This is a genomic window from Rothia santali, assembly GCF_024199905.1.
GTDB classification, from domain to species: domain Bacteria; phylum Actinomycetota; class Actinomycetes; order Actinomycetales; family Micrococcaceae; genus Rothia; species Rothia santali.
In genome coordinates this window covers 59468-82378 of record NZ_JANAFB010000001.1, presented here as the reverse complement: position 1 = coordinate 82378, position 22911 = coordinate 59468, and the positions used below count along the sequence as shown (strand labels likewise).

22 protein-coding genes are annotated in these 22911 nt (G+C 71.8%); 9 read left to right on the top strand and 13 right to left on the bottom strand.

The features are described 5' to 3' along the window. Positions 1–11 precede the first annotated feature (11 nt). The 3 genes from NBM05_RS00355 to NBM05_RS00345 form a co-directional block, all read right to left on the bottom strand. Positions 12–842: a TrmH family RNA methyltransferase gene (locus NBM05_RS00355; protein ID WP_373689253.1), complete on the bottom strand. Its 831-nt coding sequence runs from the start codon at positions 840–842 to the stop codon at positions 12–14. A gap of 104 nt (positions 843–946) precedes the next feature. Further along, positions 947–1915 carry a TSUP family transporter gene (locus NBM05_RS00350; protein WP_254164147.1) on the bottom strand — a complete coding sequence of 323 codons (969 nt, stop codon included), beginning with the start codon at positions 1913–1915 and terminating at the stop codon, positions 947–949. Next, positions 1912–2703, bottom strand: coding sequence for an ABC transporter ATP-binding protein (locus tag NBM05_RS00345; protein WP_254164145.1), 792 nt, complete (start codon positions 2701–2703; stop codon positions 1912–1914). The genes NBM05_RS00350 and NBM05_RS00345 overlap by 4 nt, the downstream gene beginning before the upstream one ends. A 161-nt stretch (positions 2704–2864) precedes the next feature. On the opposite strand from NBM05_RS00345, the gene serB reads away from it, so the two are divergent. Further along, on the top strand, positions 2865–3818 hold the full coding sequence (gene serB, locus NBM05_RS00340) for a phosphoserine phosphatase SerB (RefSeq protein ID WP_254164143.1): 954 nt from the start codon (positions 2865–2867) through the stop codon (positions 3816–3818). A gap of 152 nt (positions 3819–3970) precedes the next feature. Here the strand turns inward: serB and NBM05_RS00335 are convergent, their stop codons facing one another. Further along, positions 3971–4720, bottom strand: a complete 750-nt coding sequence (locus NBM05_RS00335) for an SDR family oxidoreductase (protein ID WP_254164141.1) — start codon at positions 4718–4720, stop codon at positions 3971–3973. A gap of 74 nt (positions 4721–4794) precedes the next feature. Further along, the gene (locus tag NBM05_RS00330) at positions 4795–5526 is read right to left on the bottom strand and encodes a beta-ketoacyl-ACP reductase (protein WP_254164139.1); all 732 of its coding nucleotides are present in this window, start codon (positions 5524–5526) and stop codon (positions 4795–4797) included. A gap of 337 nt (positions 5527–5863) precedes the next feature. Here NBM05_RS00330 and NBM05_RS00325 point away from each other — a divergent pair, with 337 nt between their 5' ends. The 3 genes from NBM05_RS00325 (at position 5864) to NBM05_RS00315 (ending at position 7657) form a co-directional block, all read left to right on the top strand. After that, a complete protein-coding gene (locus NBM05_RS00325) occupies positions 5864–6400 on the top strand; it encodes a DUF3099 domain-containing protein (protein ID WP_254164137.1) in 537 nt (178 codons plus the stop codon). Between the two features lie 2 nt (positions 6401–6402). Next, positions 6403–6636 (top strand): acetone carboxylase, encoded by a 234-nt coding sequence (locus tag NBM05_RS00320; RefSeq protein ID WP_254164135.1) that lies wholly within the window; start codon positions 6403–6405, stop codon positions 6634–6636. A gap of 64 nt (positions 6637–6700) precedes the next feature. Continuing rightward, entirely contained in the window at positions 6701–7657 is a 957-nt protein-coding gene (locus NBM05_RS00315) for an SURF1 family cytochrome oxidase biogenesis protein (protein ID WP_254164133.1), read from the top strand. Between the two features lie 106 nt (positions 7658–7763). On the opposite strand, the gene NBM05_RS00310 is transcribed toward NBM05_RS00315, so the two are convergent. The 6 genes from NBM05_RS00310 to NBM05_RS00285 all read right to left on the bottom strand — a co-directional run bounded on the left by NBM05_RS00310 (position 7764) and on the right by NBM05_RS00285 (position 14084). Beyond that, complete coding sequence (locus NBM05_RS00310; RefSeq protein WP_254164131.1) at positions 7764–9362, bottom strand: ABC-F family ATP-binding cassette domain-containing protein; 1599 nt, start codon at positions 9360–9362, stop codon at positions 7764–7766. Positions 9363–9471: 109 nt separating this feature from the next. Continuing rightward, entirely contained in the window at positions 9472–9810 is a 339-nt protein-coding gene (locus tag NBM05_RS00305) for a metal-sulfur cluster assembly factor (protein WP_254164129.1), read from the bottom strand. Then, positions 9807–10571 (bottom strand): Fe-S cluster assembly ATPase SufC, encoded by a 765-nt coding sequence (gene sufC, locus NBM05_RS00300; RefSeq protein ID WP_254164127.1) that lies wholly within the window; start codon positions 10569–10571, stop codon positions 9807–9809. Before sufC ends, NBM05_RS00305 begins: the two co-directional genes overlap by 4 nt. A gap of 41 nt (positions 10572–10612) precedes the next feature. After that, positions 10613–11926: a Fe-S cluster assembly protein SufD gene (sufD, locus tag NBM05_RS00295; RefSeq protein WP_254164125.1), complete on the bottom strand. Its 1314-nt coding sequence runs from the start codon at positions 11924–11926 to the stop codon at positions 10613–10615. 3 nt (positions 11927–11929) lie between these two features. Next, positions 11930–13387, bottom strand: coding sequence for a Fe-S cluster assembly protein SufB (gene sufB / locus NBM05_RS00290; RefSeq protein WP_254164123.1), 1458 nt, complete (start codon positions 13385–13387; stop codon positions 11930–11932). Continuing rightward, positions 13380–14084 (bottom strand): helix-turn-helix transcriptional regulator, encoded by a 705-nt coding sequence (locus tag NBM05_RS00285; RefSeq protein WP_507237313.1) that lies wholly within the window; start codon positions 14082–14084, stop codon positions 13380–13382. Before NBM05_RS00285 ends, sufB begins: the two co-directional genes overlap by 8 nt. Positions 14085–14271: 187 nt before the next feature. Between NBM05_RS00285 and NBM05_RS00280 the strand changes: the two genes are divergently transcribed. The 3 genes from NBM05_RS00280 (at position 14272) to NBM05_RS00270 (ending at position 17264) form a co-directional block, all read left to right on the top strand. Continuing rightward, a complete protein-coding gene (locus NBM05_RS00280; RefSeq protein ID WP_254164119.1) occupies positions 14272–15270 on the top strand; it encodes an ABC transporter ATP-binding protein in 999 nt (332 codons plus the stop codon). Further along, positions 15267–16061 (top strand): ABC transporter permease, encoded by a 795-nt coding sequence (locus NBM05_RS00275; RefSeq protein WP_254164117.1) that lies wholly within the window; start codon positions 15267–15269, stop codon positions 16059–16061. Before NBM05_RS00280 ends, NBM05_RS00275 begins: the two co-directional genes overlap by 4 nt. Positions 16062–16148: 87 nt before the next feature. After that, positions 16149–17264 (top strand): COX15/CtaA family protein, encoded by a 1116-nt coding sequence (locus tag NBM05_RS00270; RefSeq protein ID WP_254164115.1) that lies wholly within the window; start codon positions 16149–16151, stop codon positions 17262–17264. Positions 17265–17286: 22 nt separating this feature from the next. Here the strand turns inward: NBM05_RS00270 and NBM05_RS00265 are convergent, their stop codons facing one another. Both NBM05_RS00265 and NBM05_RS00260 read right to left on the bottom strand, forming a co-directional pair. After that, on the bottom strand, positions 17287–18195 hold the full coding sequence (locus NBM05_RS00265; protein ID WP_254164113.1) for a dihydrodipicolinate synthase family protein: 909 nt from the start codon (positions 18193–18195) through the stop codon (positions 17287–17289). Between the two features lie 7 nt (positions 18196–18202). Further along, positions 18203–19135, bottom strand: a complete 933-nt coding sequence (locus NBM05_RS00260) for a heme o synthase (RefSeq protein WP_373689252.1) — start codon at positions 19133–19135, stop codon at positions 18203–18205. A gap of 398 nt (positions 19136–19533) precedes the next feature. Between NBM05_RS00260 and tkt the strand changes: the two genes are divergently transcribed. After that, the gene (gene tkt / locus NBM05_RS00255) at positions 19534–21651 is read left to right on the top strand and encodes a transketolase (protein ID WP_254164111.1); all 2118 of its coding nucleotides are present in this window, start codon (positions 19534–19536) and stop codon (positions 21649–21651) included. Between the two features lie 135 nt (positions 21652–21786). Next, positions 21787–22887, top strand: coding sequence for a transaldolase (tal, locus tag NBM05_RS00250; protein WP_254164109.1), 1101 nt, complete (start codon positions 21787–21789; stop codon positions 22885–22887). The last annotated feature ends 24 nt before the right edge of the window (positions 22888–22911 follow it).

Genomic DNA, 22911 nt, shown 5'->3' with positions numbered 1-22911 from the left:
CCGTCCGAACGTCAGCCCCGCGCCCGCGTCTCCCAGAACGCCACCGCCGAGGCCGCCGCGACGTTCAGCGAGTCCACCCGGTGCGACATCGGGATCGTGACGGTCCGGTCCGCCGCGGCCAGCGTCCCGCGGCCCAGGCCGTCGCCCTCCGTGCCGAGGATCAGGGCGAGCCGCTCGTGGTCCTCCGCGGCCAGCTCCTCCAGGCTCACCGAGTCCTCAGTCAGCGCCAGCGCCGCGGTGACGAACCCGTGCTCGCGCAGCGTCTCCAGGTCTCCGGGCCACGACGTCGCCCGCGCCCACGGCACCTGGAAGACCGTGCCCATCGAGACCCGGATGGCCCGCCGGTACAGCGGGTCGGCGCAGCGTGGGGTGACCAGGACGCCGTCGACCCCCAGCCCGGCGGCCGAGCGGAAGATCGCGCCGATGTTGGTGTGGTCCACGATGTCCTCGAGCACCGCGATCCGGCGCGCGCCGTCCAGCAGCTCGGACACCTCCAGCGGCCGCGGCCGCCGCATTACGGCCAGGGCGCCGCGGTGCAGGTGGAAGCCGGTCAGGCCCTCCAGGACGGCGTCGGCGGCGACGTAGGCGGGCACGCCCGGATGCGCGCGCAGCACGTCCGCGAGGTCCTCGGCCCACTTGTCCCCCATCAGGAAGGACAGCGGCTCGTGGCCGGCGTCGAGCGCGCGGCGCAGCACCTTGGAGGACTCGGCGATGTAGACGCCCCACTCGGACTCGCGCGAGGAGCGCATGCGCACGTCGGTCAGGCCGCGGTAGAAGCGCAGGTCGCGCAGGACGGGGTCCTCGGCGCGGCCGTCGGCGGCCTCGACCTGGGCGGCGTCGATGCGCACGACGCCGGGCAGCGCGTCCACGCGCCGGGCCCGGGCCGCGATGTCCTCGGGGGTCAGCTGGGGGTTGCTCACGGTGCTCGGGGGTCCTGTCGGTCGGGTCAGTCGAAGAAGATCATCTTGACCATGGCGGCCACGCCCAGGACCACGATGATCGAGCGCAGCACGCCCGGGCTCAGCCGCATGCCCACCTTGGCGCCGATCCACGAGCCCACGGTGGAGCTCACCGCGATCAGGAGCACCACCCACCAGTCGATCCGGTCGAAGGCGAAGATGACGTAGGAGACGGCCGCGATGATGTTGACGGCCGAGACCAGGACGGTCTTGATCGCGTTGGCCCCCTGCAGGGAGGCCAGCAGGAACACGCCCAGGATGCCCAGCAGCAGCACGCCCTGGGCCGCAACGAAGTACCCGCCGTACACGCCGGCGAAGAACGTCAGCAGGTAGAGGATGAGCGGCTGCTTGTCGGAGTGAGACTCCCCCGCCGCGGCCGGCGTGGTGGCGCCGGGACCGGGAGGGGTGCCGGCGTCGCGGCCCGAGGATCCGTCGGCGGGCGAGGCCCCCGACTCCGGGACGTCGGGGACGCCGGCGTCGGGGTCCCTCCCCTCCTCTGCGTCGGGGCCCTCGACCGTCTGCACGTCGGTGCCCGACGACGTCGCCGGCCCGCCGCCGTCCGCGCGCGCCCGGCGGGCCTTGACCACGGCCTGCAGCTTGGGCTGGAAGATCACGAACAGCAGGGCCACCGCGATCAGGATCGGCGCGATCGTCTCGAAGACCGACGCCGGCAGGTGCAGCAGCAGGTACGCGCCCAGGATGCCGCCCACCAGCGAGCACGGCAGCAGCTTGAGCAGCACCCGCCCCAGGCCCTTGAGCTTGCTCCGGTACGCCCAGGCGCCCGTGAGGTTGCCCGCGATCAGGCCCATCGCGTTGGAGATCGTGGCCGTGACGGGCGGGAACCCCAGGGAGACCAGCACGGGGAAGGTCACCAGCGTGCCGGAGCCGACGATCGTGTTGATCAGCCCGGCCCACAGCCCGGCGACCAGGATCAGGACGATCTCGAGCGTGCTCACGAGGCGTCTTTGAAGGCGGTGTAGCGCCCGTCGACCTCGGTCAGCTTCAGCGGGGTCTCGTAGGTGGCGCTGAGGTTCTCCGACGTCAGGACGTCCTGGATCGGCCCGGCGGCCACGACGCGGCCGCGGTTGAGCAGCATCAGGTGGGTCAGGCCCTGCGGGAGCTCCTCGAGGTGGTGGGTGACGAGCACGGTGGTGGGCGCGTACGGGTCCCGGGCCAGCTCGGTCAGGCGCTCCACGAGGTCCTCGCGGCCGCCGATGTCCATGCCGGCGCCGGGCTCGTCGAGGATCATCAGCTCGGGGTCGGTCATCAGCGCGCGGGCGATCAGCGCCCGCTTGCGCTCCCCGTCGGACAGCGAGCCGAAGGTCCGGTCCGCGAGCTCGCCCACGCCCCACTGGCCCATGAGCTCGCGGGCACGCCGCTCGTCGTCGGGGTCGTACTGCTCGCGCCAGCGGCCGGTCACCGCGTAGGCGGCGGTGACGACGACGTTCAGGACCGTCTCGCTGTGCGGGATCTGGTTCGCCAGCGCGCCCGAGGTGACGCCGATGCGGGGGCGCAGCTCGAAGACGTCGACCGCGCCGAGGATCTCGTCCAGGATGTCCACCATGCCGCTGGTGGGGAACAGCCGCGCCGCGGCGACGCTGAGCAGCGTCGACTTCCCGGCGCCGTTGGGGCCCAGGACGGCCCACCGCTCGCCCTCCTCGACGCGCCAGCTGACCCCGTCGATCAGGCGCTTCCCTGCGCCACGGACCACGGAGACGTCCACAAGATCTAGAACCACACTCATAGGCACGACTTTAAGGCACCCGGGCACCGCGCGCCCAAACGGGTCCAGCGCGGCGCGCCCCAGCGGGTCTGGAACGGCGCGCCTCGACGGGTCCGACGCGGCGCACCGGACGCGCGGGGCCGGCTCCCGGCATCGCCGCCGCCGCTTCCTATGATGGGGGCATGAGCACCCAGATCAGCATCGTCGCCCTGACCGAACGCCCGTCCGCTGACGAGCACGCCGCGCTCCGCGCCCACCTCGAGGCGGCCGGCGTCGTCGTCGAGGCGTTCACGCCGCTGACCTTCCCCGGGATCGACGCCGTGGCGCCCGGTGGTCAGGAGGTGCCCGTCGAGGCAGCCGGCCCCTACACGGCCGTACTCGTGGAGGGCAGCGCCAAGGAGTCGGTCCGGGAGCTGCGATCCGCGCTGAACCCCGATCCGCAGGTCCAGGCGCTGCCGGGGTACGACGTCGTCGTGCTCGAGCGGCCGAAGGAGAAGGACGCGGGCAAGAAGCGCATGCTGATCATGGACGTCGACTCGACGCTGATCGGCCAGGAGGCCGTGGACGAGCTGGCCGCGCACGCCGGCCTCCAGGAGCGCGTCGCCGCGATCACCGAGCGGGCCATGCGGGGCGAGCTGGACTTCCAGGAGTCGCTGCGCGAGCGGGTGGCCCTGCTCGAGGGCCTCGGGGAGGACGTGCTCGAGCGCGTCGCCGCCGCCCTGACGCTGACGCCGGGGGCGCGGGAGCTGATCGCCGCGTTCAAGGCCCAGGGGCACCCGGTCTGCGTCGTCTCGGGCGGGTTCATCCAGATCCTCGAGCCGCTCGCGCGGCGGCTGAACCTCGACCACGCGCGGGCGAACCTGCTGGGGGTCGAGGACGGGCGACTCACCGGTGAGGTCTCGGGGCAGATCATCGACGCGGACGTCAAGGCCGCGTCCCTGCGCGAGTGGGCGAAGGCGGAGGACGTGGACCTGGACCGCGTCATCGCGGTCGGCGACGGCGCGAACGACCGCTTCATGCTGGAGCGCGCGGGGCTCGGCGTCGCCTTCCAGGCCAAGCCGGCCCTGCGCGAGACGGCCGACGCCCAGGTCACGCTGCGCCGGCTCGACGCCGTGCGGCACTTCGCGGGACTGTAGGCCCCGCGGCCCGGCCGTCGCGGGGGCCGTCGGCCCGGCGACCTCGGCGCGGCGAACCCGCGGGTTTCGAGACGCGGGCGCCCCCGCGGGTTCCGCGGCCCGGGCGCACCCGCGGGACCACCGCGAGTGCCCCCGGGCGAGCGGGGCGGCGGCTACGCCTCGGGGACGAACCCCTTGGCGCCGCCCACGAGCTCGACGTGCCCGGAGGCGACGTCGGCGGTGACCATCTGGGCCACCTCCTGGGCGAACTCCTCGACCGAGTACAGCTTCCCGGCCTCGGCCCGGCGCGCCTCGAGCGCACCGGGGCGGGCCCGGTTGAGCAGCGTCGCGGTGACGGTGCCCTCGATCATGTCCCCGGAGACCACCACGAGCTCGATCCCGCGCTCGGACAGCGCCGGGATCTCCGCGACGAGCGCGTCCTCGCCCGCCCGCTTGGAGCGCGCCACGGCCTCGTACTCTGGCATCGTCTCGACATCGTTGATGAAGTGCGCCTGGTGCGAGGTCACGAAGACGACGCGCGAACCGGGCTGCATGACCTGCGCGGCGGTGCGCAGCAGGTCCAGCTGAGCGTCCCGGTTCAGCTTCAGGGCGTAGTCCTCGCCCAGGTCCGACTCCATGCCGCCCGAGGCGTTGAGCACCAGCACGTCGAGGGTGCCGAAGTTCTCCACGGCGGCCTTGACCAGCGCCTCGACGTCCTCGTGCCGGGTGATGTCGCCGCCCACGGCCACGGCGCGGCCGCCGGCCTCCTCGATGCCCTTGACCACCTTGTTGGCCCGGGGGGCCTTCTGGCGGTAGTTCACGACGACGCTGGCGCCCTCGCCGGCGAGGATCTTGGCGGTGTCCGCTCCGACGCCCCGCGAGGAGCCGGTGACGATGACGGATTTCTGGTCGAGCTGACCCATGGAGAGGTCCTTTCGGTAGGAGTGAAGGGGTGGGCGGGGGCGGAACGCCCCCGGGATGCGCGGATGCGGAGGGGTCAGTGCCCCATGCCGAGGCCGCCGTCCACGGGGATGACGGCGCCCGAGATGTACCCGGCGTCGTCCCCGGTCAGCCAGCGGACCACGCGCGCGACCTCCTCGGGGCTGCCGAAGCGGTGGGCCGGGATGGAGTCCAGGTACTGCTGCTGGGTCTCTTCGGGGAGGACGGCGGTCATCTCGGTGTCGATGAACCCCGGGGCCACCACGTTGGCCGTGATGTTGCGGGAGCCGAGCTCGCGGGTCAGCGAGCGGGCGATCCCGATGAGCCCGGACTTCGACGCCGAGTAGTTGATCTGGCCGGGCGAGCCGTAGAGGCCCACCACCGAGGAGATCAGCACGACGCGGCCGAACTTCTTCCGCAGGAAGCCCTTGGCCGCCCGCTGCACGACGCGGAAGGCGCCGGTGAGGTTGGTGTCGACGACGTCGGCGAAGTCGGCCTCCTTCATCCGCAGCAACAGCGTGTCCTTGGTGACGCCGGCGTTGGCGACCAGGATCTCGACGGGGCCGAACTGGGCCTCGATCTGCTGGAAGGCCTCATCGATCGAGGCGGAGTCCGTGACGTCGGCCCGGACGGCGAAGAAGCCCTCGGGCGCCTCCCCCGAGCGGTAGGTGATGCAGACGTTGTGGCCGGCCTCCCGGTAGGCCTCGGCGATGCTGCGGCCGATGCCCCGGTTGCCTCCCGTGACCAGGACCGTCCTGGGCGCGGGGGTCTCGGTGGTGTTCTCCGTCATGTGCGGTCCTTTCGGTGGCGGTGGGTGCATGCGGTTCGCCGTACGGCGGTCAGTGGCCATCCTATCGGTCGGGCCGACGCCGTGCCGCCGCCCTGTGGACACGCGCGCACCGGCGCCCCCGGGCGGTGCCGCACCGGGTCCCCGGGCCCGCGGCCGCACGGGCACCCCGCCCGGGCCGTCCGAAAGCGGCCCGAGCACCCCGGCCCCGGGAGCCCACCGCCCCTCGGCGCGAACAACCCGCCCCAGGGGGGGGCGCGCGGCGAAGCCCGAAGTGAGATAATGGAACGTTGAGTCAGGACCCCGACGGGGCCCGCGCACGACCCCAGGAGGTGACCGCATGGCTCGATCGCGGCACAACGGCCCGGAGGAGCCCGAGGAGGTTCACTCCATCACCACCGCACACGGCGCCCACAGCACCGACGTCGACGCGCGGATGAAGCGATACGCGATCCAGATGGGACTCCGCATCGTGTGCCTCATCGTGGCGGTGCTGGTCGACGGGTGGCTGCGCTGGGTCGCGGTGGCCGGCGTCGCGATCCTGCCGTGGGTGGCCGTGGTGCTCGCCAACGGCAGCGACCGCGCCGAGGTCCGGGGCGCGTCCTACCTCCCCGAGGAGACGCCCCCGCAGCTGGGCCCCGGTCCCGCGACGTCCTCCGGGGACCCGCTGGATCCCGACGACGTCGCCGCCGGCGAGGACCCGACCGGCGACTCGGCGCCCCACGAGGCGCGCGCCGAGGCCCCGCGCCCGCGCTCCCCGTACGCGGACGACGACGTGATCGAGGGCGAGTTCCGCTCCGGCCACCTGCACGACCGGGACGACCCGGCGGACGGGGACGACCCGGACGGGGACCCGCCCGGGAACAGGAGAGGATGAGCATGGACCTGACCGACCTGCTGGGCGAGCGCGAGGCCGAGCGCCCCGTGTGCTCCCGCCGGGGCTGCTCCGCGGAGGGTCTCCACAGGATCGAGTGGAACAATCCGAAGGTGCACGCCCCCGAGCGGCGCAAGGTCTGGCTGGCCTGCGACGAACACCGCGACTGGCTCGCCGACTTCCTGAGCGCGCGGGGGTTCCTCAAGCGCGTCGCCCCGCTCGGCGGCGAGACCCGCTAGACCGCACGCCCGCTCCCCCGACGTCCGCCGCCGCGGAAGAAAGCCCCACGTGTACAGATTCCTCTTGTCCGGCAAATGGATCGGCGCCTTCCTCCTGTGCGTCCTGTTCTCCCTGCTCTGCGTGTACCTCGCGGGCTGGCAGATGGACCGCAAGGAGGCCCTGGACTACACGAACAGCCGGATCGCGGACAACTACGACGCCGCCCCGGCCTCCTTCGCCGAGGCCGGCGGGAACTTCGCCCGGATGGACCCCGACCTCCAGTGGCAGCAGGTGACCATGACCGGCTCCTACCGGGCCGAGGACCAGGCGCTGGTGCGCAACCGGCCGCACAACGGCCAAGTGGGCTTCGAGGTCCTCGTCCCGTTCACCACGCAGGAGGGGGAGACCGTGGTGGTGGACCGCGGCTGGGTGGCGACCGGCGACGACAACGCGGCCCCCGCCCAGGCGGTCCCGGCCCCGCCGGCCGGCACCGTGACGGTGACCGCCCGCCTGCACTCCCCCGAGGCCGCCACGGGCCGGAACTCGCCCGAGGGCCAGCTGCCCTCGATCGACCTGACCGACTACGCCCAGCGCCTCGACTACCCGATCCAGGAGGGCGCCTACGGGATCATGTCCGCCGAGGACCCGTCCCCGGCCGAGCGGCCCCAGCCGCTCGCGGCCCCCGAGCAGGACGCCGGGCCCAACCTCTCCTACTCGCTGCAGTGGTACGCCTTCGCGGTCCTGATCTACGTGGCCTACGGCTGGTGCGCCCGGCAGAAGGTGCGCAACGACCGGATGGACGCCGAGCTCGTGGCCGAGCTGGAGCAGTACTACGGCACGTTCTACGACGAGGACGGCACGTACGTCGGCGAGGACGACGAGGCCGTGGTGCGCCGCCGCATGGACATGATCGACGACATGCCGCGGCACATGAAGGCCATCGTGCGCCCCCGCCCGGCGAGGAAGCGCCGCGGCATCACCGACGAGGAGGCCGAGGACGCCGCCCTCGACGCCGCGGAGGCGGCCCGCCGGGGCCACTGACCCGGGCCGGGCAGGCCGGCGCACCCGCGCGGACGCGAAGGGCCGGCCTTCCCGCCACCCCACCGAGGGGGGCAGGAAGCCGGCCCAGCATCAAGACGTCACGCCATCACGCCAGCGTGATCAGATCCTGATACTCCTTCGACCACATGTCCTCGAGCGCGTCCGGCAGCATGAGCACGCGCTCGGGCTGCAGCGCCTCCACGGCGCCGACGTCGTGCGAGACCATGACGATCGCGCCCTCGTAGGTCTTCAGCGCGTTGAGGATCTCCTCACGGCTGGCCGGGTCGAGGTTGTTGGTGGGCTCGTCGAGCAGCAGCACGTTGGCGCTCGAGGCGACCAGGGTCGCCAGCGCGAGCCGCGTCTTCTCCCCTCCGGAGAGCACCCCGGCCGGCTTGGACACGTCGTCCCCGGAGAACAGGAACGAGCCCAGGATGGTGCGCACCTGCGTGTCCTGCAGGTCCGGCGCCGCCGAGCGCATGTTCTCCAGGACGCTGCGCTCCTTGTCCAGCGTGTCGTGCTCCTGCGCGAAGTAGCCGAGCTTGAGCCCGTGCCCCGGCTCGACCTGCCCCGAGTCGGGGCGCGCCACGCCGGCGAGCATCCGCAGCAGCGTCGTCTTGCCGGCGCCGTTGAGGCCCAGCACGACGACGCGCGAGCCCTTGTCGATCGCCAGGTCGACGTCGTTGAAGATCTCCAGGGAGCCGTAGGACTTGGACAGCCCGCTGGCCCGCAGCGGCGTCTTGCCGCACGAGGCCGGCGCGGGGAAGCGGATGGCCGCCACGCGGTCCTTGATCTGCTCCGGCTCGACCTCGCGCATGAGCCGCTCGGCGCGCTTGATCATCTGCTGCGCCGCGACCGCCTTGGTGGCCTTGGCGCGCATCTTGTTGGCCTGGTCCATCAGGGCGCCGGCCTTCTTCTCGGCGTTGGCCCGCTCGCGCTTGCGGCGCTGCTCGTCCTGGTCCCGCTGCTGGAGGTAGTGCTTCCAGTCCATGTTGTAGACGTCGACGACGCAGCGGTTGGCGTCCAGGTACAGCACCTTGTTGACCACCAGCTCCATGAGCTCGACGTCGTGGCTGATCACCAGGATGCCGCCGCGGTAGTTCTTGAGGAACTCGCGCAGCCAGGCGATCGAGTCGGCGTCGAGGTGGTTGGTGGGCTCGTCGAGCAGCATCAGGTCCGCGTCGGAGAACAGGATGCGCGCGAGCTCCACGCGGCGGCGCTGGCCGCCCGAGAGGGTGGAGAGCGGCTGGGCGAGCACGCGCTCGGGCAGGTCCAGGTGGTGCGTGATGGTCGCGGCCTCGGACTCGGCCGCGTAGCCGCCGCCGCTCATGAACTCGGCCTCGAGGCGGTCGTAGGAGCGCATGGCCTTGGCGCGCACGACGTCGTCCTCGCTGGCCATGTCCTCCTGGGCCTGGCGCATGCGGGTGACGACGCCGGAGAGCCCCCGGGCGGAGAAGATGCGGTCCCGGGCGAGCTGGCTCATGTCCTCGACCTGCGGGTCCTGCGGGAGGTAGCCGATGCTGCCCGTCCGGGTGACCTCGCCGGCGGCGGGCAGGGTGGCCCCGGCGAGCACCTTGGTCATGGTGGTCTTGCCGGCGCCGTTGCGGCCCACGAGGCCGATCTTGTCCCCCGTGGAGATGCGGAAGTTGACCTCGTCCATGAGCAGGCGGGCGCCCGCCCGCAGCTCGAGGTTTGAAACGTTGATCACGGGAGCGTCGTCGACCTTTCGGTGAAGGGATGGAGGTGGGTGGGGCGGAACCGACCAAGGGGCCGGAACCACGGGATGTGGTCCGGCCCCTTGGGCTCGCGGGTGCGTCCTAGATGTTGAAGCCGAGGGCCCGCATCTGGTCGCGGCCGTCCTCGGTGATTCTCTCAGGACCCCACGGCGGCATCCAAACCCAGTTGACGTGCCACTCGTCGACCAGGGCGTCGATGTTCGACGCGACCTGCTCCTCGATGACGTCCTGGAGGGGGCAGGCGGCCGTGGTCAGGGTCATGTCCATGACCAGCGAGCCGTCGTCGTCCCACCGGGTGCCGTAGAGCAGGCCCAGGTCCACGATGTTGACCCCGAGCTCGGGGTCGATCACGTTGGCCAGGGCGTCCTCGATCTCCTGGGCGGAGGGGCGGCTCTGGGGCGCTGCGGTCTGCTCGCTCACGCGGCGGCTCCCTTCAGGTAGTTGACGTAGCCCTCCTCCTCCAGTCGATCGGCCAGCTCGGGCCCGCCCTGGTCGGCGACCTTGCCGTCGACGAAGACGTGGACGAAGTCCGGCTTGATGTAGCGGAGGATGCGGGTGTAGTGGGTGATCAGCATGACGCCCATGTCGTTGGCCTCGTGGGCGCGGTTGACGCCCTCGGAGACGACCTGCAGGGCGTCGATGTCCAGGCCCGAGTCGGTCTCGTCGAGGATGCCGAACTTGGGGCGCAGCAGCTCGAGCTGGAGGATCTCGTGGCGCTTCTTCTCGCCGCCCGAGAAGCCCTCGTTGACGTTGCGGGTCACGAAGTCGGGGTCGATCTTCAGCTCGCCCATGGCGTTCTTGACGTCCTTGGTCCAGGTGCGCAGGGCCGGGGCCTCGCCGTCGATCGCGGTCTTGGCGGAGCGCAGGAAGTTGGACATCGTGACGCCGGGGATCTCGACCGGGTACTGCATGGCCAGGAACAGGCCGGCGCGGGCGCGCTCGTCGACCGACATCTCGGTGACGTCCTCGCCGTCGAGCAGGATCTCGCCCGAGTCGACCTGGTACTTCGGGTGGCCGGCGATGGTCGAGGCCAGCGTGGACTTGCCCGAGCCGTTCGGGCCCATGATCGCGTGGATCTCGCCCGACTTGATGGTCAGGTTGACGCCCTTGAGGATGGGCTTGGTGGTCTCGTCGGCCAGGATGACCGAGACGTGGAGGTCCTTGATTTCAAGAGTGGACAATGAGTTCTCCTCGTAAGAAGTAAGAATGGGGTGCTGGGCGCTTAGTTGTCGCTGATGGCGAGCTCGGCCTCGAAGGCCTCCATGAGGGAGTCCTCGAGCTCGGGCACGCCGATCTGCTGCACGATCTCGTTGAGGAACCCGCGGACCACCAGGCGGCGGGCCTGCTTCTCCGGGATGCCGCGGGCCATGAGGTACCACAGGTGCTCGGCGTCCATCTGGCCGGTGGTCGAGGCGTGCCCGGCGCCCTCGATGACGCCGGTCTCGATCTCGAGGTTGGGCACCGAGTCGGCGCGGGCGCCGTCGGTCAGCACGAGGTTCTGGTTCTTCTCGTAGCTGTCGGTCCCCTCGGCCTCCTTCTGGATGAGGACGTCGCCCACCCAGACGGTGCGCGCGCCCTCGCCCTGCAGGGCGCCCTTGTACAGGACGTTGGAGGTGTTGCGCGGGGAGTTGTGGTCCACGAAGGAGCGGTGCTCCAGGTGCTGGCCCGAGTCCGCGTAGTACAGCCCGAACAGCTGGGCATTGCCGCCCTCGGCCTCGTAGCGGACGTTGGAGTTCAGCCGGACGATGCGCCCGCCGAGGGTCACGGCGATGTGCTTGTAGCTGCCGTCCTTGCCGACCTGCGCGTCGTGCTGGCCGACGTGCACGGCGTCGTCGTCCCAGCGCTGCAGGGAGATGAGCGTGAGGCTCGCGCCCTCGCGGACGATGGCCTCGACGTTGCCGTTGTGCTGGGCCGAGCCGGTGTGCTCCACCACCACGGTGGTGTGCGAGTTGGCGCCGGCCTCGATCACGAGGTGGCTGTTGGAGCGGCGGTCCGCGCCCCGGCCCGCGACGCGGACGGTCACGGGCTCGGCGTGCTCGGAGTTCTCCGGGATGCGCACGTAGCGCGCCTCGCCGGCGTTGGCCGAGCCGACGGCCGCGGCGCGGTCCGCCGGGCGCAGCACGGAGTCCCGCGGGGCCTGGCCGCCGGCGAGCGTGCCGGCGTCCCAGCCCTCGGGGACCTCCAGGGCGTACGACGCCGCAGGGTCGCCCTCGCGGTCGTCGCTCGCGGCGTCCTCGAAGACGCCCTGCAGCTGCTTGACGGGGCTGAAGCGCCACTCCTCCTCGCGGCCCGTGGGCAGCGAGAAGTCGGCGACGTCGAAGCTCCAGGGCCGCTCGGCGCGCGAGTGCATGATCTGCGAGTCGGATCCGGCGTTGGCCGATCGGCGGGCGCGGATCGTGTCGTCGGCGGCGAGGTCCGGGGAGAGCTTCTCGCCCTCCTGGTCCATGCCGGGAATGGCCGGGCGGGCCTCCCCGACGCGCACGCCGTCGACCTTCTCCGGGGCCTCGGTCTGCTCCGCTTTCATCTGATCAGTCATGTTCTAGCCTACGGATCCTTCCATCTGGAGTTCGATAAGACGGTTCAGCTCGAGCGCGTACTCCATCGGCAGCTCGCGGGCGATGGGCTCGACGAAGCCGCGGACGATCATCGCCATGGCCTCCTCCTCGGGCAGCCCGCGCTGCATGAGGTAGAACAGCTGCTCCTCCGACACGCGGGAGACGGTCGCCTCGTGGCCGAGGGTCACCTCGTCCTCGCGGATGTCGATGTAGGGGTAGGTGTCCGACCGGGAGATCGTGTCCACCAGCAGCGCGTCGCACACCACGTTGTTCTTGGAGTGCTTGGCGCCCTCGCGGATCTGGACCAGGCCGCGGTACGCCGCCCGGCCGCCGCCGCGCGCGACCGACTTGGAGACGATCGAGCTGGAGGTGTTCGGCGCGATGTGCACCATCTTGGAGCCGGTGTCCTGGTGCTGGCCCTCGCCGGCGAAGGCGATGGACAGGGTCTCGCCCTTGGCGTGCTCGCCGACCATGTAGACGGCCGGGTACTTCTGGGTCACCTTGGAGCCGATGTTGCCGTCGATCCACTCCATGGTGGCGCCCTCGTGGGCGATCGCGCGCTTGGTCACCAGGTTGTACACGTTGTTCGACCAGTTCTGGATGGTCGTGTAGCGCACGCGGGCGTTCTTCTTGGCGATGATCTCGACGACGGCCGAGTGCAGCGAGTCCGACTTGTAGATCGGCGCGGTGCAGCCCTCGATGTAGTGGACGTAGGAGCCCTCGTCGGCGATGATCAGCGTCCGCTCGAACTGACCCATGTTCTCCGTGTTGATGCGGAAGTAGGCCTGCAGCGGGATCTCGACGTGGACGCCCGGGGGCACGTAGACGAACGAGCCGCCCGACCACACGGCCGTGTTCAGCGCGGCGAACTTGTTGTCGCCCACGGGGATCACGGTGCCGAAGTACTCCTCGAAGAACTCGGGGTGCTCCTTCAGCGCGGTGTCGGTGTCCAGGAAGATGACGCCCTGGGCCTCCAGGTCCTCGCGGATCTGGTGGTAGACGACCTCGGACTCGTACTGGGCGGCGACGCCGGCGACCAGGCGGTTGCGCTCAGCCTCCGGGATGCCCAGCTTCTCGTAGGTGTCGCGGATCTCCTCGGGGAGGTCCTCCCAGGTCTCGGCCTGCTTCTCGGTGGAGCGGACGAAGTACTTGATGTTGTCGAAGTCGATGCCGGACAGGTCCGCGCCCCAGTTGGGCATGGGCTTGCGGTCGAAGAACTTCAGCGCCTTGAGGCGCAGGTTCAGCATCCACTCGGGCTCGCTCTTCTTGGCGGAGATGTCGCGGACGACGTCCTCGCTCAGGCCGCGCTGGGCGGCCTGCCCGGCGGCGTCGGAGTCGTACCAGCCGTACTGGTAGTTCCCGATGCCCTCGAGCTCGGGGTTCCTCTCCAAGATGTCGGTGATGACGTTACCGTCGGCTGCGCGCTCAACTTGTTCAGTCATGTGACCTTTCCTTACTGGTGGTCGCCCCTCGGTGAGGTGCGTGCTTGTGCTGCGTCCCGCGGGCGAGCGGGATGTGTGTGGTGCAGACGTGTGCTCCGCCGGCCATGGTGGACAGGCGCCGGACGTCGACCCCCAGGAGGGAGGCGATCATCCGGGTCTCCTCCTGGCAGAACTGCGGGAATCGCTCCGCGAGGTCGCGCACGGGGCAGTGCCCCTGGCAGAACTGGATGCTGGAGAGCAGGTGCTCGGGGAGCTCGACCGTCTTGGCCGCCTCCCCCATCGCCATCACCGAGGTGCTGGCGACGAAGCCGTCCCGCGTCATGGCCGCGGCCAGGGCGCGGGTCCGGTCCGCGATGTCGGGCCCCGCCGCGTCCACGATCGGACGGTAGCGGCGCTCCATCTCCTCGAAGCGGCGGCGCGCGAACTCCTCCAGCGCCTCGTCGCCGAGCGCCTCGCGGAGGGCCGACAGCGAGCCGATGGCGATGTCCAGGTAGTCGTTGCCGAGCCGGGCGTGGCCCTGCGGGGCGATGACGTAGCGGCGGGCCGGTCGGCCGGCCCCCGCCCCGTGCTTCCGCACGAGGGTCACCTCGATGAGCTGGTCCCTCTCCAGGGCCTCCAGGTGGCGCCGGATCGCGGCCGGCGTCAGGCCCAGGGCGGTGCCCAGGTCGGCGGCCGAGACCGGTCCGTGAGCAAGCACACCTTGGAGGACCCGGTCGCGGGTCCGCTCCTCGGAATCGGCAGCGCCCCGCGCCGGGGCGGCGTGTTCTTGGGCTGATTGCTTCACGGAATACACAACTGAAGTATGTCCTAATTTATTCCGTCCTCGCCACTAAGGGGACCCTTGCCACCGGGCGAACGGGGGCGTTCCCGCGTAGACTGTGACGGTGCCACAACTGGGAGACGAGTACGAGAACGGGTCGGGCGGGCCGGAGCCCGCCCTGCTGATCCGCGACCTGCGGAAGGACTTCGCCGCGGCCCGACGCCGGGACCGGAGGGACGGTCCCGTCCGCGCGGTGGACGGGATCAGTCTACGCGCCGAGTCCGGCCATGTCACCGCCCTGCTGGGGGCCAACGGGGCCGGCAAGACCACCACGCTGGCCTGCGCCCAGGGCCTCGAGCGCCCGACCTCGGGCCTCGTCCGCCTGCTCGGCCGGGACCCCTGGCGGGCCGGCCCGGACCTGCGCGCCCGGGTCGGGATCATGCTGCAGGACGGGGGGCTCCCCCAGGCCGTCCGCCCCGTCCCGCTGCTGAGGCACGTGGCCTCGATGTACCGCCGCCCGGCCGACGTCGACGCGCTGGTCGAGCGGCTGGGCATCGACGGGTTCGACCGGACCTCGATCCGGCGCCTGTCCGGCGGCCAGCGCCAGCGCGTGGCCCTGGCCGCCGCGCTCGTGGGCCGCCCTCACGTGCTCTTCCTCGACGAGCCCTCGGCCGGGCTGGACCCCCAGTCCCGCCGCGTCGTCTTCGAGCTGATCCAGGAGGTGCGCGACGCCGGCACCTGCATTGTGCTCACCACGCACCTCATGGACGACGCCGAGCGGCTGGCCGACTACGTCTACATCGTCGAGGGCGGGCGCAACGTCGTCGAGGGCCGCGTCGAGGAGCTGCTGACCGCGGGCCAGCGGGCCCGCACCCTGCGCTTCACCACGGGCGAGCCGGGCCTGGTCCTCGCCGACCTCCTCCCGGAGGGCCTGCGCGCCTCCCTGCGCCTGACCGAGCGCCAGGCCGGCTCCTACGAGCTGACCGGGCCGCTGGACATCGCGCACCTGGACCACCTGACCTCCCGCTGGCACGGCCGCGGCATCACGCCGTCCAGCCTCGAGCTGCAGCCGCGCAACCTGGAGGACCTCTTCCTCGAGATCTCGGAAAGGAGCAGCCGATGAGCGCCGTCGCGCCCCTGGCCGACCCCGCCGCCCCGGAGGACGGCCCCGCCCCCGGCGGCCGCCGCGTCCTCGCGCAGGGGCTCTACGAGACCCTGGCGATGCTGCGCAACGGCGAGCAGCTCATGCTGCTCATCCTCTTCCCGCTCATGGCGCTGCTGGGGCTCGCGTTCACCAGCTTCATCGACCCGTGGGCGCGGGACCTCGGGATGTCCCGGGTCGACGTCGCGATGCCCGGCGTTCTGGCGCTCTGCGCGCTGTCCACCGCGCTCTCCGGCCAGGGGATCGCCACCGGATTCGACCGCCGCTACGGCGTCCTGCGCTTCCTGTCCACGACGCCGCTGGGCCGGGGCGGGCTGATCCTCGGCAAGGCCATGGCGGTCCTGTCCGTGGTCGTGGTGCAGTACGTGGTGATGGGCCTGGTCGGGGCGGTGCTCGGCTGGACCCCGGGGGTCGCGGGCGTCCTGCTCTCGATCCCGCCGCTGCTGCTCGGCGTTGCGGCCTTCACGGCGCTGGGGCTGCTCGTGGCCGGGACCATCCGGGCCGAGGCGACCCTCGCCGTCGTGAACACCCTGTGGCTCGTCCTCGCCTCGCTGGGCGGCTCGCTCATCCCGGCGCACCGGCTGCCCGGCGTCGGGCCCTGGCTCGTCGAGGCGCTGCCCTCCGGGGCCCTGGGCGCGGCGCTGCGCAGCGGGATCCTGGACCACCAGCTCTCGCTGCCCCACTGCCTCGTGCTCGCCGCGTGGGCCGTGGTGCTGGGCGCGCTGGCCCGGCGATTCTTCAAGTGGGCATGACCACGCCCGGGCGGCGATGCGTTTCCGCCCCGGACCCGCGATAATGGGGTACGGACCCCGCTCCGCGATCAACGCAAGGAAGCCAGCATGACCTCGTCCCGTACAGAGCGCCCCACCCGGAACACGCCCGGGGAGGTGCGGCCCCTCGGCGCCTGGGGAAGGCTCTGGCAGCGGCTCGCGCCCGTCCGGATCACCGCCTGGGTGCGCGCGATGGCGCTGGCCACCGTGCTGGCGAACATGACCCTCATCCTGACCGGCGGGGCCGTGCGGCTCACCCAGTCGGGCCTGGGCTGCCCGACCTGGCCGCGCTGCACCGACGACTCCTGGTCCAACGTCCCCGAGATGGGGATCCACGGCTACATCGAGTTCGGGAACCGACTGCTGACCTTCGTGCTCACCGTGGTCGCGGTGCTGACCTGGATCGCCGTCACCCGCCTCCGGGCCCGCCAGCGCGACCTCTTCGTGCTCGCCACGATCCTCGCGCTCGGCATCCCGGTCCAGGCCGTCGTCGGCGGCGTCTCGGTGCACATGGAGCTCAACCCCTGGGTCGTGGGCATCCACTTCATCCTCTCCGGGACGATGATCGCGCTCGGCGGGATCCTCTACTCGCGGGTCCGCCGGTACTCGCTGGAGCGGGTCCGGGAGGCCGAGCGCCTGCACGACGTCGACGCGAGCGACCCGCTGCTGCGCCGGCTGGGCATCGTCGCGCTGGCCGTCGCCGCCTTCGCCGTCTACATGGGCACACTGGTGACCGGCACCGGCCCCCACTCCGGCGACGCCGACTCCGCGCGGCACGAGTTCAACGCGGTCCTGGTGACCCGCATGCACTCCGTGCCGGTGTGGATCCTGCTAATCGTCATCGTGGCGATCCTCGTGCTGCGCGCCCGGCGGGCGTGGGCCCCCGGCGTCGCCCGCTCCGCCTGGCTGCTCGTGGCGGTCATGGTCTACCAGGGGGCCGTGGGCTACGTCCAGTACTTCAACGGGCTGCCCGGCTGGCTCGTGGAACTGCACCTGCTGGGCGCGGCGCTCACGATCTGGGCGGTCGCGGCGCTCTTCGACCGGATGACGGTCCTGGGCACCGGGGCCCTGCGGGAGCGTGCCGTCCTGCGCGTGGACGCCCCGGTGGACCACCGCCTGGCCGAGGCCGGCCGTCAGGCCGCCGAACGGGACGCCGCCGGACGGGAGACCGCCGAGCGCGGCTGAGGGAGCGCGCCGCCGGCCGGCCTCAGAGGTCGGCGGCGGCCCACCGGACCATCGCGACCGCGGAGGCGAGGGTCTCGGCGTCGTCCCGGGTCACGGGCCCCAGCGGGCGCCGGGGCGGCGCGGTCGCGACGCCGGTCTCCCGGGCCAGCGCGTGCAGCCCGGAGACCGGGCGGATCCCCATGATCACCCGGTTCAGCCCGGCCAGCGCGACCCGCAGCCGCTCCGCCTCCTGCCCTCCCTCGGCGCCGTTGGCGACCGCGAAGAGCCGCGCGAACTCGCGCGGGAAGAATGCTACGAGGCCCGAGTGCCAGGCGTCCGCGGGGCAGGCCTCCTCGAGCATGAGCCGCGCGCTCGAGAGACCATGCGCCAGCTCGTCCGGCCGGCGGCGCGCGGCGAGGTAGGCCCGGCGCCGCTCGAAGGTCTCCCGGTCGGCGGCCGTGTCCTTGAACGCGACCACGGTCTCCAGCTCGGCCAGGTCCGCCGCGAGCTCCACCGGGAGGTCGAACCCGGTGGTCACGGGGTTGTTGTAGACGCAGAGCGGGAGGGCGGTCGACTGCACGAGCGTCTCGACCTGGTCGGCCACCTCGGCGCTGGTCAGCGGGATGTAGGACAGCGCGTTCAGGACGTAGCCGTCCGCGCCCGCGTTCTCGGCGTCCCACGCCAGCCGCTGCACCTCGGCGGTGGTCATCGCGGAGATCCCCGCGGCCACCGGGACGCCGGTGCCCTGGGCGGCCGCCACGGCCGTCTCCACGACCTCGCGGCGCTCCTCCCGGCTCAGGTACGCGAACCCGCCGGAGGTGCCGAGGACCACGACGCCGTCCGGCCCCGCCTCGCAGACCTGCGCGACGTGGGAGAACAGCTCGGCGTGGTCGATGGCCCCGCCGCCCAGCAGCGGGGTGATCGGATAGGCCAGGACGCCGCGGAAGTCCATCCGCGGGCTACAGGACCGCGCCGCCGACGAACGGGTCGACGGCGAGGGCGATGAACAGCAGCGTCAGGTAGGTGATCGAGGCGTGGAAGACGACCATCGCGGTGCGGGAGGTGGCCTGCTCCTCGAGCGCGAGGCGGTGCAGGCGGTGGCACTGGAAGATGAACCAGGCGCCGCTCACCAGCGCGGTGAGGCCGTAGACCCAGCCGGCGCCGCCCACGGGGATGAGCAGCAGCGAGCAGATCACGGTGGCCCAGGCGTAGAGGACCACCTGGACGGACACGGCCTTGGCCGAGGCGATCGCGCCGAGCATGGGGATCCCGGCCCGCTGGTAGTCCTCCGCGTACTTCATGGACAGCGGCCAGTAGTGCGGCGGCGTCCACAGGAAGACCACCAGGAACAGCACGACGGCGGACCAGCTCAGGGTGTTCTCCACCGCGGCCCAGCCGATGAACACCGGCATGCAGCCGGCGATGCCGCCCCACACGATGTTCTGCGCGGTGCGGCGCTTGAGGATGATCGAGTAGAAGACCACGTAGAGCAGGATCGCCAGCAGGGCGAGCCCGCCGGCCAGGGGGTTGACCGCCAGCGTGAGGAAGACCACCGAGACGATCGAGAGCAGCCACGCGAAGACCAGCGCCTGCCGGTCCGTGACCTCGCCGGTGACCAGGGGGCGCCGCTCGGTGCGGCGCATCAGGCGGTCGGCCTCGCGGTCGATGTAGCAGTTGAAGGCCCCGGCCCCGCCGGCCGCCAGGGCGCCGCCGAGCATGGTGGCCAGGATCAGCAGCGGGCTGGGCCAGCCCTTGGCCGCGAAGATCATAGTGGGCGCCGTGGTCACCAGCAGCAGCTCGATGACCTGCGGCTTGGTCAGCAGGAAGTAGGCGCGCGCCTTGCGGCGCAGCCCCACGCGGCCGGCGTCGGCCCGCCGCGCCCGGGACGGCACCGGCGCGACCCCGGGATCAGAGTCGCCAGCGTGCGACTCGACCAGCGATCCGTTCTCGGTGCCGTGATGCTTCACTGAGGGGTTCCTCCGACGATTGATGGTGCGCCCACCGGAACGCGGTCTCGCGCCGCGTTGATGGACCAACTACCAGCATATATGGGTTGGCCCGGCGTGTCCCTCCTCTCGCGGTGAGATGTGCCATGGATTCCGCCCGGCGGCGCCCGCGACGCGCTTTAGCTGACAGCTCAGTCGCCTGTCTCCGCGCGCGGCCGTGCCTTATGGTGAGACATAGGACATGCGGGGCGACGGAGCAGCAGTGCGCGCGCCTCCCCGCCTCGCCCGGCGCGAGCCGCCGGGATCCACACCTAGCGCCGTCCCATGGAAGGGGAACGAATTTCGTGCCGGACCTGAATCAGAAGCTCGAATGGACCGAACAGGACAAGCGGGCGGTGGACACCATCCGGGTCCTCGCCGCCGACGCCGTGGAGAAGGTGGGCAACGGGCACCCCGGGACCGCCATGAGCCTCGCTCCGCTGGCCTACCTACTGTTCCAGAAGGTGATGCGCCACGACCCCACGGACGACCGCTGGTCCGGCCGTGACCGCTTCGTCCTCTCCCCCGGTCACACCTCGCTCACGCTCTACCTCCAGCTGTACCTCTCGGGCTACGGCCTGGAGCTCGAGGACATCGAGTCGCTGCGCACGTGGGGCTCGCTGACCCCGGGGCACCCCGAGTACAAGCACACCAAGGGCGTCGAGATCACCACGGGCCCGCTGGGCCAGGGCCTGGCCTCGGCCGTCGGCTTCGCCTACGCCCAGCGCCGCATGCGCGGCCTCTTCGACCCCGAGGCCCCCGAGGGCGAGAGCCCCTTCGACCACACGATCTACACGATCGCCTCGGACGGGGACCTCCAGGAGGGCGTCACCAGCGAGGCCTCCTCGCTGGCCGGCCACCAGGAGCTCGGCAACCTCGTGGTGGTCTACGACCAGAACCACATCTCCATCGAGGACGACACCGACGTCGCGTTCACCGAGGACGTCCTGAAGCGCTACGAGGCCTACGGCTGGGACGTCCGCCGCGTGGACTGGACCGAGCACCACGGCGAGTACACCGAGGACGTCGAGGCGCTCTACGAGCAGATCGTCGCGGGCAAGAAGGAGACCGGCAAGCCGACCCTGATCGCCCTGCGGACCATCATCGGCTGGCCCGCGCCGAACAAGCAGAACACCGGCGGCGTGCACGGCTCCAAGCTCGGCGAGGACGAGGTCAAGGCCGTCAAGGAGCACCTGGGCTTCGACCCGGAGAAGTCCTTCGACGTCGCGGACGAGGTCGTCGAGCACTCCCGCGCGGTCGTGGAGCGCAGCCGGGCCGAGCGCGAGGAGTGGGAGCGCTCCTTCAGCGCGTGGCAGCAGGAGAACCCCGACGCCGCCGCGCTGTTCGACCGCCTCTCCTCCGGCCGCCTGCCCGAGGACTACCGGGACGTCTTCCCGGTCTTCGAGGCCGGCAAGCCGCTCGCGACCCGCGCGGCCAGCGGCGAGGTCATCAACGCCATCGCCGAGACCTTCCCCGAGCTGTGGGGCGGCTCCGCCGACCTCGCCGGCTCGAACAACACCACGATCGACGCCGCGGACTCGTTCAACCCGACCGACCGCAGCACCGGGAAGTTCCACGCGAACCCCTACGGCCGCGTCCTGCACTTCGGCATCCGCGAGCACGCGGCGGCCGCGATCGTCAACGGCATCGTGCTCTCCTCCCCCACCCGGGCCTACAGCGGCACGTTCCTGATCTTCAGCGACTACCAACGCCCGGCGGTCCGCCTCTCGGCGCTGATGGGCGTCCCCTCGATCTACGTGTGGACGCACGACTCGATCGGCCTCGGCGAGGACGGCCCGACCCACCAGCCGGTCGAGCAGCTCTCCTCGCTACGCGCCATCCCGAACCTCGACGTCGTGCGCCCCGGCGACGCGAACGAGACGGCCGTCGTCTGGCGCACCATCCTGGAGAACCGGGACAACCCCGCCGGGATCGCGCTGACCCGTCAGGCCGTGGCCACCCTGGCCCGCGAGGACCTGCACCCGGAGGCCGAGGGCGAGAAGCTCGCCTCGGCGGAGGGCGCCGCGCGCGGCGGCTACGTGCTCGCCGGGACCGAGGGCGAGCCCGACGTCGTCCTGATCGCCACCGGCTCCGAGGTGGACCTCGCGCTCGAGGCCCGCGAGGCGCTGCGCGGCGAGGGCGTCGCGGCGCGCGTCGTGTCGATGCCGTGCCGCGAGTGGTTCGCGCAGCAGTCCGAGGAGTACCGCGAGTCGGTCATCCCGGCCGCCCGGAAGGCCCGCGTCACGGTCGAGGCCGGCGTCGCGATGTCCTGGAACGACCTGCTGGGCGACCACGGCCGCGCGGTCTCGCTCGAGCACTTCGGCGCCTCGGCGGACTACAAGACCCTGTACTCGGAGTTCGGCATCACCGCCGACGCCGTGGCCCAGGCGGCGCGCGACTCGATCGCCTCCGCCCGCGGCTGAGGCGCCCCGGGCCGGCCGGTGACGCCGGCCGGCCCGGGCCCCGCCCTCGCCAGACACCCCGCGGCGCCCGCGCGCCCGCCCCTCGCCGACAGCGGCGGCCGCCCGGGCCGCCGCGCCACCCCAGGAGGATCCACGATGTCCACCCCCACCCAGAAGCTCTCCCAGGCCGGAGTCTCCATCTGGCTCGACGACCTCTCCCGCGAACGGCTGACCACCGGCAACCTGCAGGAGCTCATCGACACCCGCGACGTCGTCGGCGTCACCACCAACCCCACGATCTTCGCCCAGGCCCTGTCCCAGGGCGAGTCCTACGACGAGCAGATGAAGCAGCTCGCCGAGCAGGGCGCCGACGTCGAGGACGCGGTCTTCTCCGTGACCACCGACGACGTCCGCGACGCCTGCGACGTGCTCGCCCCCCTCCACGAGGCGACCCAGGGCGTGGACGGCAAGGTCTCGATCGAGGTCGACCCGCGCCTGGCCCACGACGCCGAGAAGACCACCGAGATGGCCGCGCGCCTCTCAAAGGCCATCGGGCGCGAGAACGTCATGATCAAGATCCCCGCGACCGAGGCCGGGCTGGAGCCGATCGCCGCGACGCTGGCCGAGGGCATCAGCGTCAACGTGACCCTGATCTTCTCGCTCGAGCGCTACCGCGCGGTCATCAACGCCTACCTGACCGGTCTCGAGCGCGCGCTCGAGAACGGCAAGGACCTCGGCTCGATCCACTCGGTGGCCTCCTTCTTCGTCTCCCGCGTCGACTCCGAGGTGGACAAGCGCCTCGAGGCGATCGGGACCGACGAGGCCCGCGACCTCAAGGGCCGCGCCGGGCTGGCCAACGCGCGCCTGGCCTACCAGGTCTACGAGGAGGCCATCGGCTCCGAGCGCTGGAACCGCCTCGCGCAGGCCGGCGCCAAGCCGCAGCGCCCCCTGTGGGCCTCGACCGGCACCAAGGACCCGAGCTTCCCGGACACCATGTACGTGACCGGCCTCGTGGCCGAGGGCACCGTCAACACCATGCCGGAGAAGACCCTCGAGGCCACGGCGGACCACGCCGAGGTCACCGGGGACACCGTCCGCGGCACCTACGACGAGTCGGAGGCCGTGCTCAACCGCCTCGAGTCGCTGGGCATCTCCTACAACGAGGTCGTCGCGCAGCTCGAGACCGAGGGCGTGCAGAAGTTCGAGGACTCCTGGGAGGAGCTCCTGCAGACCGTCTCCACGGCCCTCGGCAAGTAGCCGACCCACCCCCCGCGCCGCGGG

What these genes read in the sequence shown, in the direction of transcription:
- NBM05_RS00345 (WP_254164145.1), bottom strand. Translation starts at nt 2,703, where the DNA reads ATGAGTGTGGTTCTAGATCTTGTGGACGTCTCCGTGGTCCGTGGCGCA.
- serB (WP_254164143.1), top strand. Translation starts at nt 2,865, where the DNA reads ATGAGCACCCAGATCAGCATCGTCGCCCTGACCGAACGCCCGTCCGCT.
- NBM05_RS00335 (WP_254164141.1), bottom strand. Translation starts at nt 4,720, where the DNA reads ATGGGTCAGCTCGACCAGAAATCCGTCATCGTCACCGGCTCCTCGCGG.
- NBM05_RS00330 (WP_254164139.1), bottom strand. Translation starts at nt 5,526, where the DNA reads ATGACGGAGAACACCACCGAGACCCCCGCGCCCAGGACGGTCCTGGTC.
- NBM05_RS00325 (WP_254164137.1), top strand. Translation starts at nt 5,864, where the DNA reads ATGGCTCGATCGCGGCACAACGGCCCGGAGGAGCCCGAGGAGGTTCAC.
- NBM05_RS00320 (WP_254164135.1), top strand. Translation starts at nt 6,403, where the DNA reads ATGGACCTGACCGACCTGCTGGGCGAGCGCGAGGCCGAGCGCCCCGTG.
- sufD (WP_254164125.1), bottom strand. Translation starts at nt 11,926, where the DNA reads ATGACTGATCAGATGAAAGCGGAGCAGACCGAGGCCCCGGAGAAGGTC.
- sufB (WP_254164123.1), bottom strand. Translation starts at nt 13,387, where the DNA reads ATGACTGAACAAGTTGAGCGCGCAGCCGACGGTAACGTCATCACCGAC.
- NBM05_RS00275 (WP_254164117.1), top strand. Translation starts at nt 15,267, where the DNA reads ATGAGCGCCGTCGCGCCCCTGGCCGACCCCGCCGCCCCGGAGGACGGC.
- NBM05_RS00270 (WP_254164115.1), top strand. Translation starts at nt 16,149, where the DNA reads ATGACCTCGTCCCGTACAGAGCGCCCCACCCGGAACACGCCCGGGGAG.
- NBM05_RS00265 (WP_254164113.1), bottom strand. Translation starts at nt 18,195, where the DNA reads ATGGACTTCCGCGGCGTCCTGGCCTATCCGATCACCCCGCTGCTGGGC.
- tal (WP_254164109.1), top strand. Translation starts at nt 21,787, where the DNA reads ATGTCCACCCCCACCCAGAAGCTCTCCCAGGCCGGAGTCTCCATCTGG.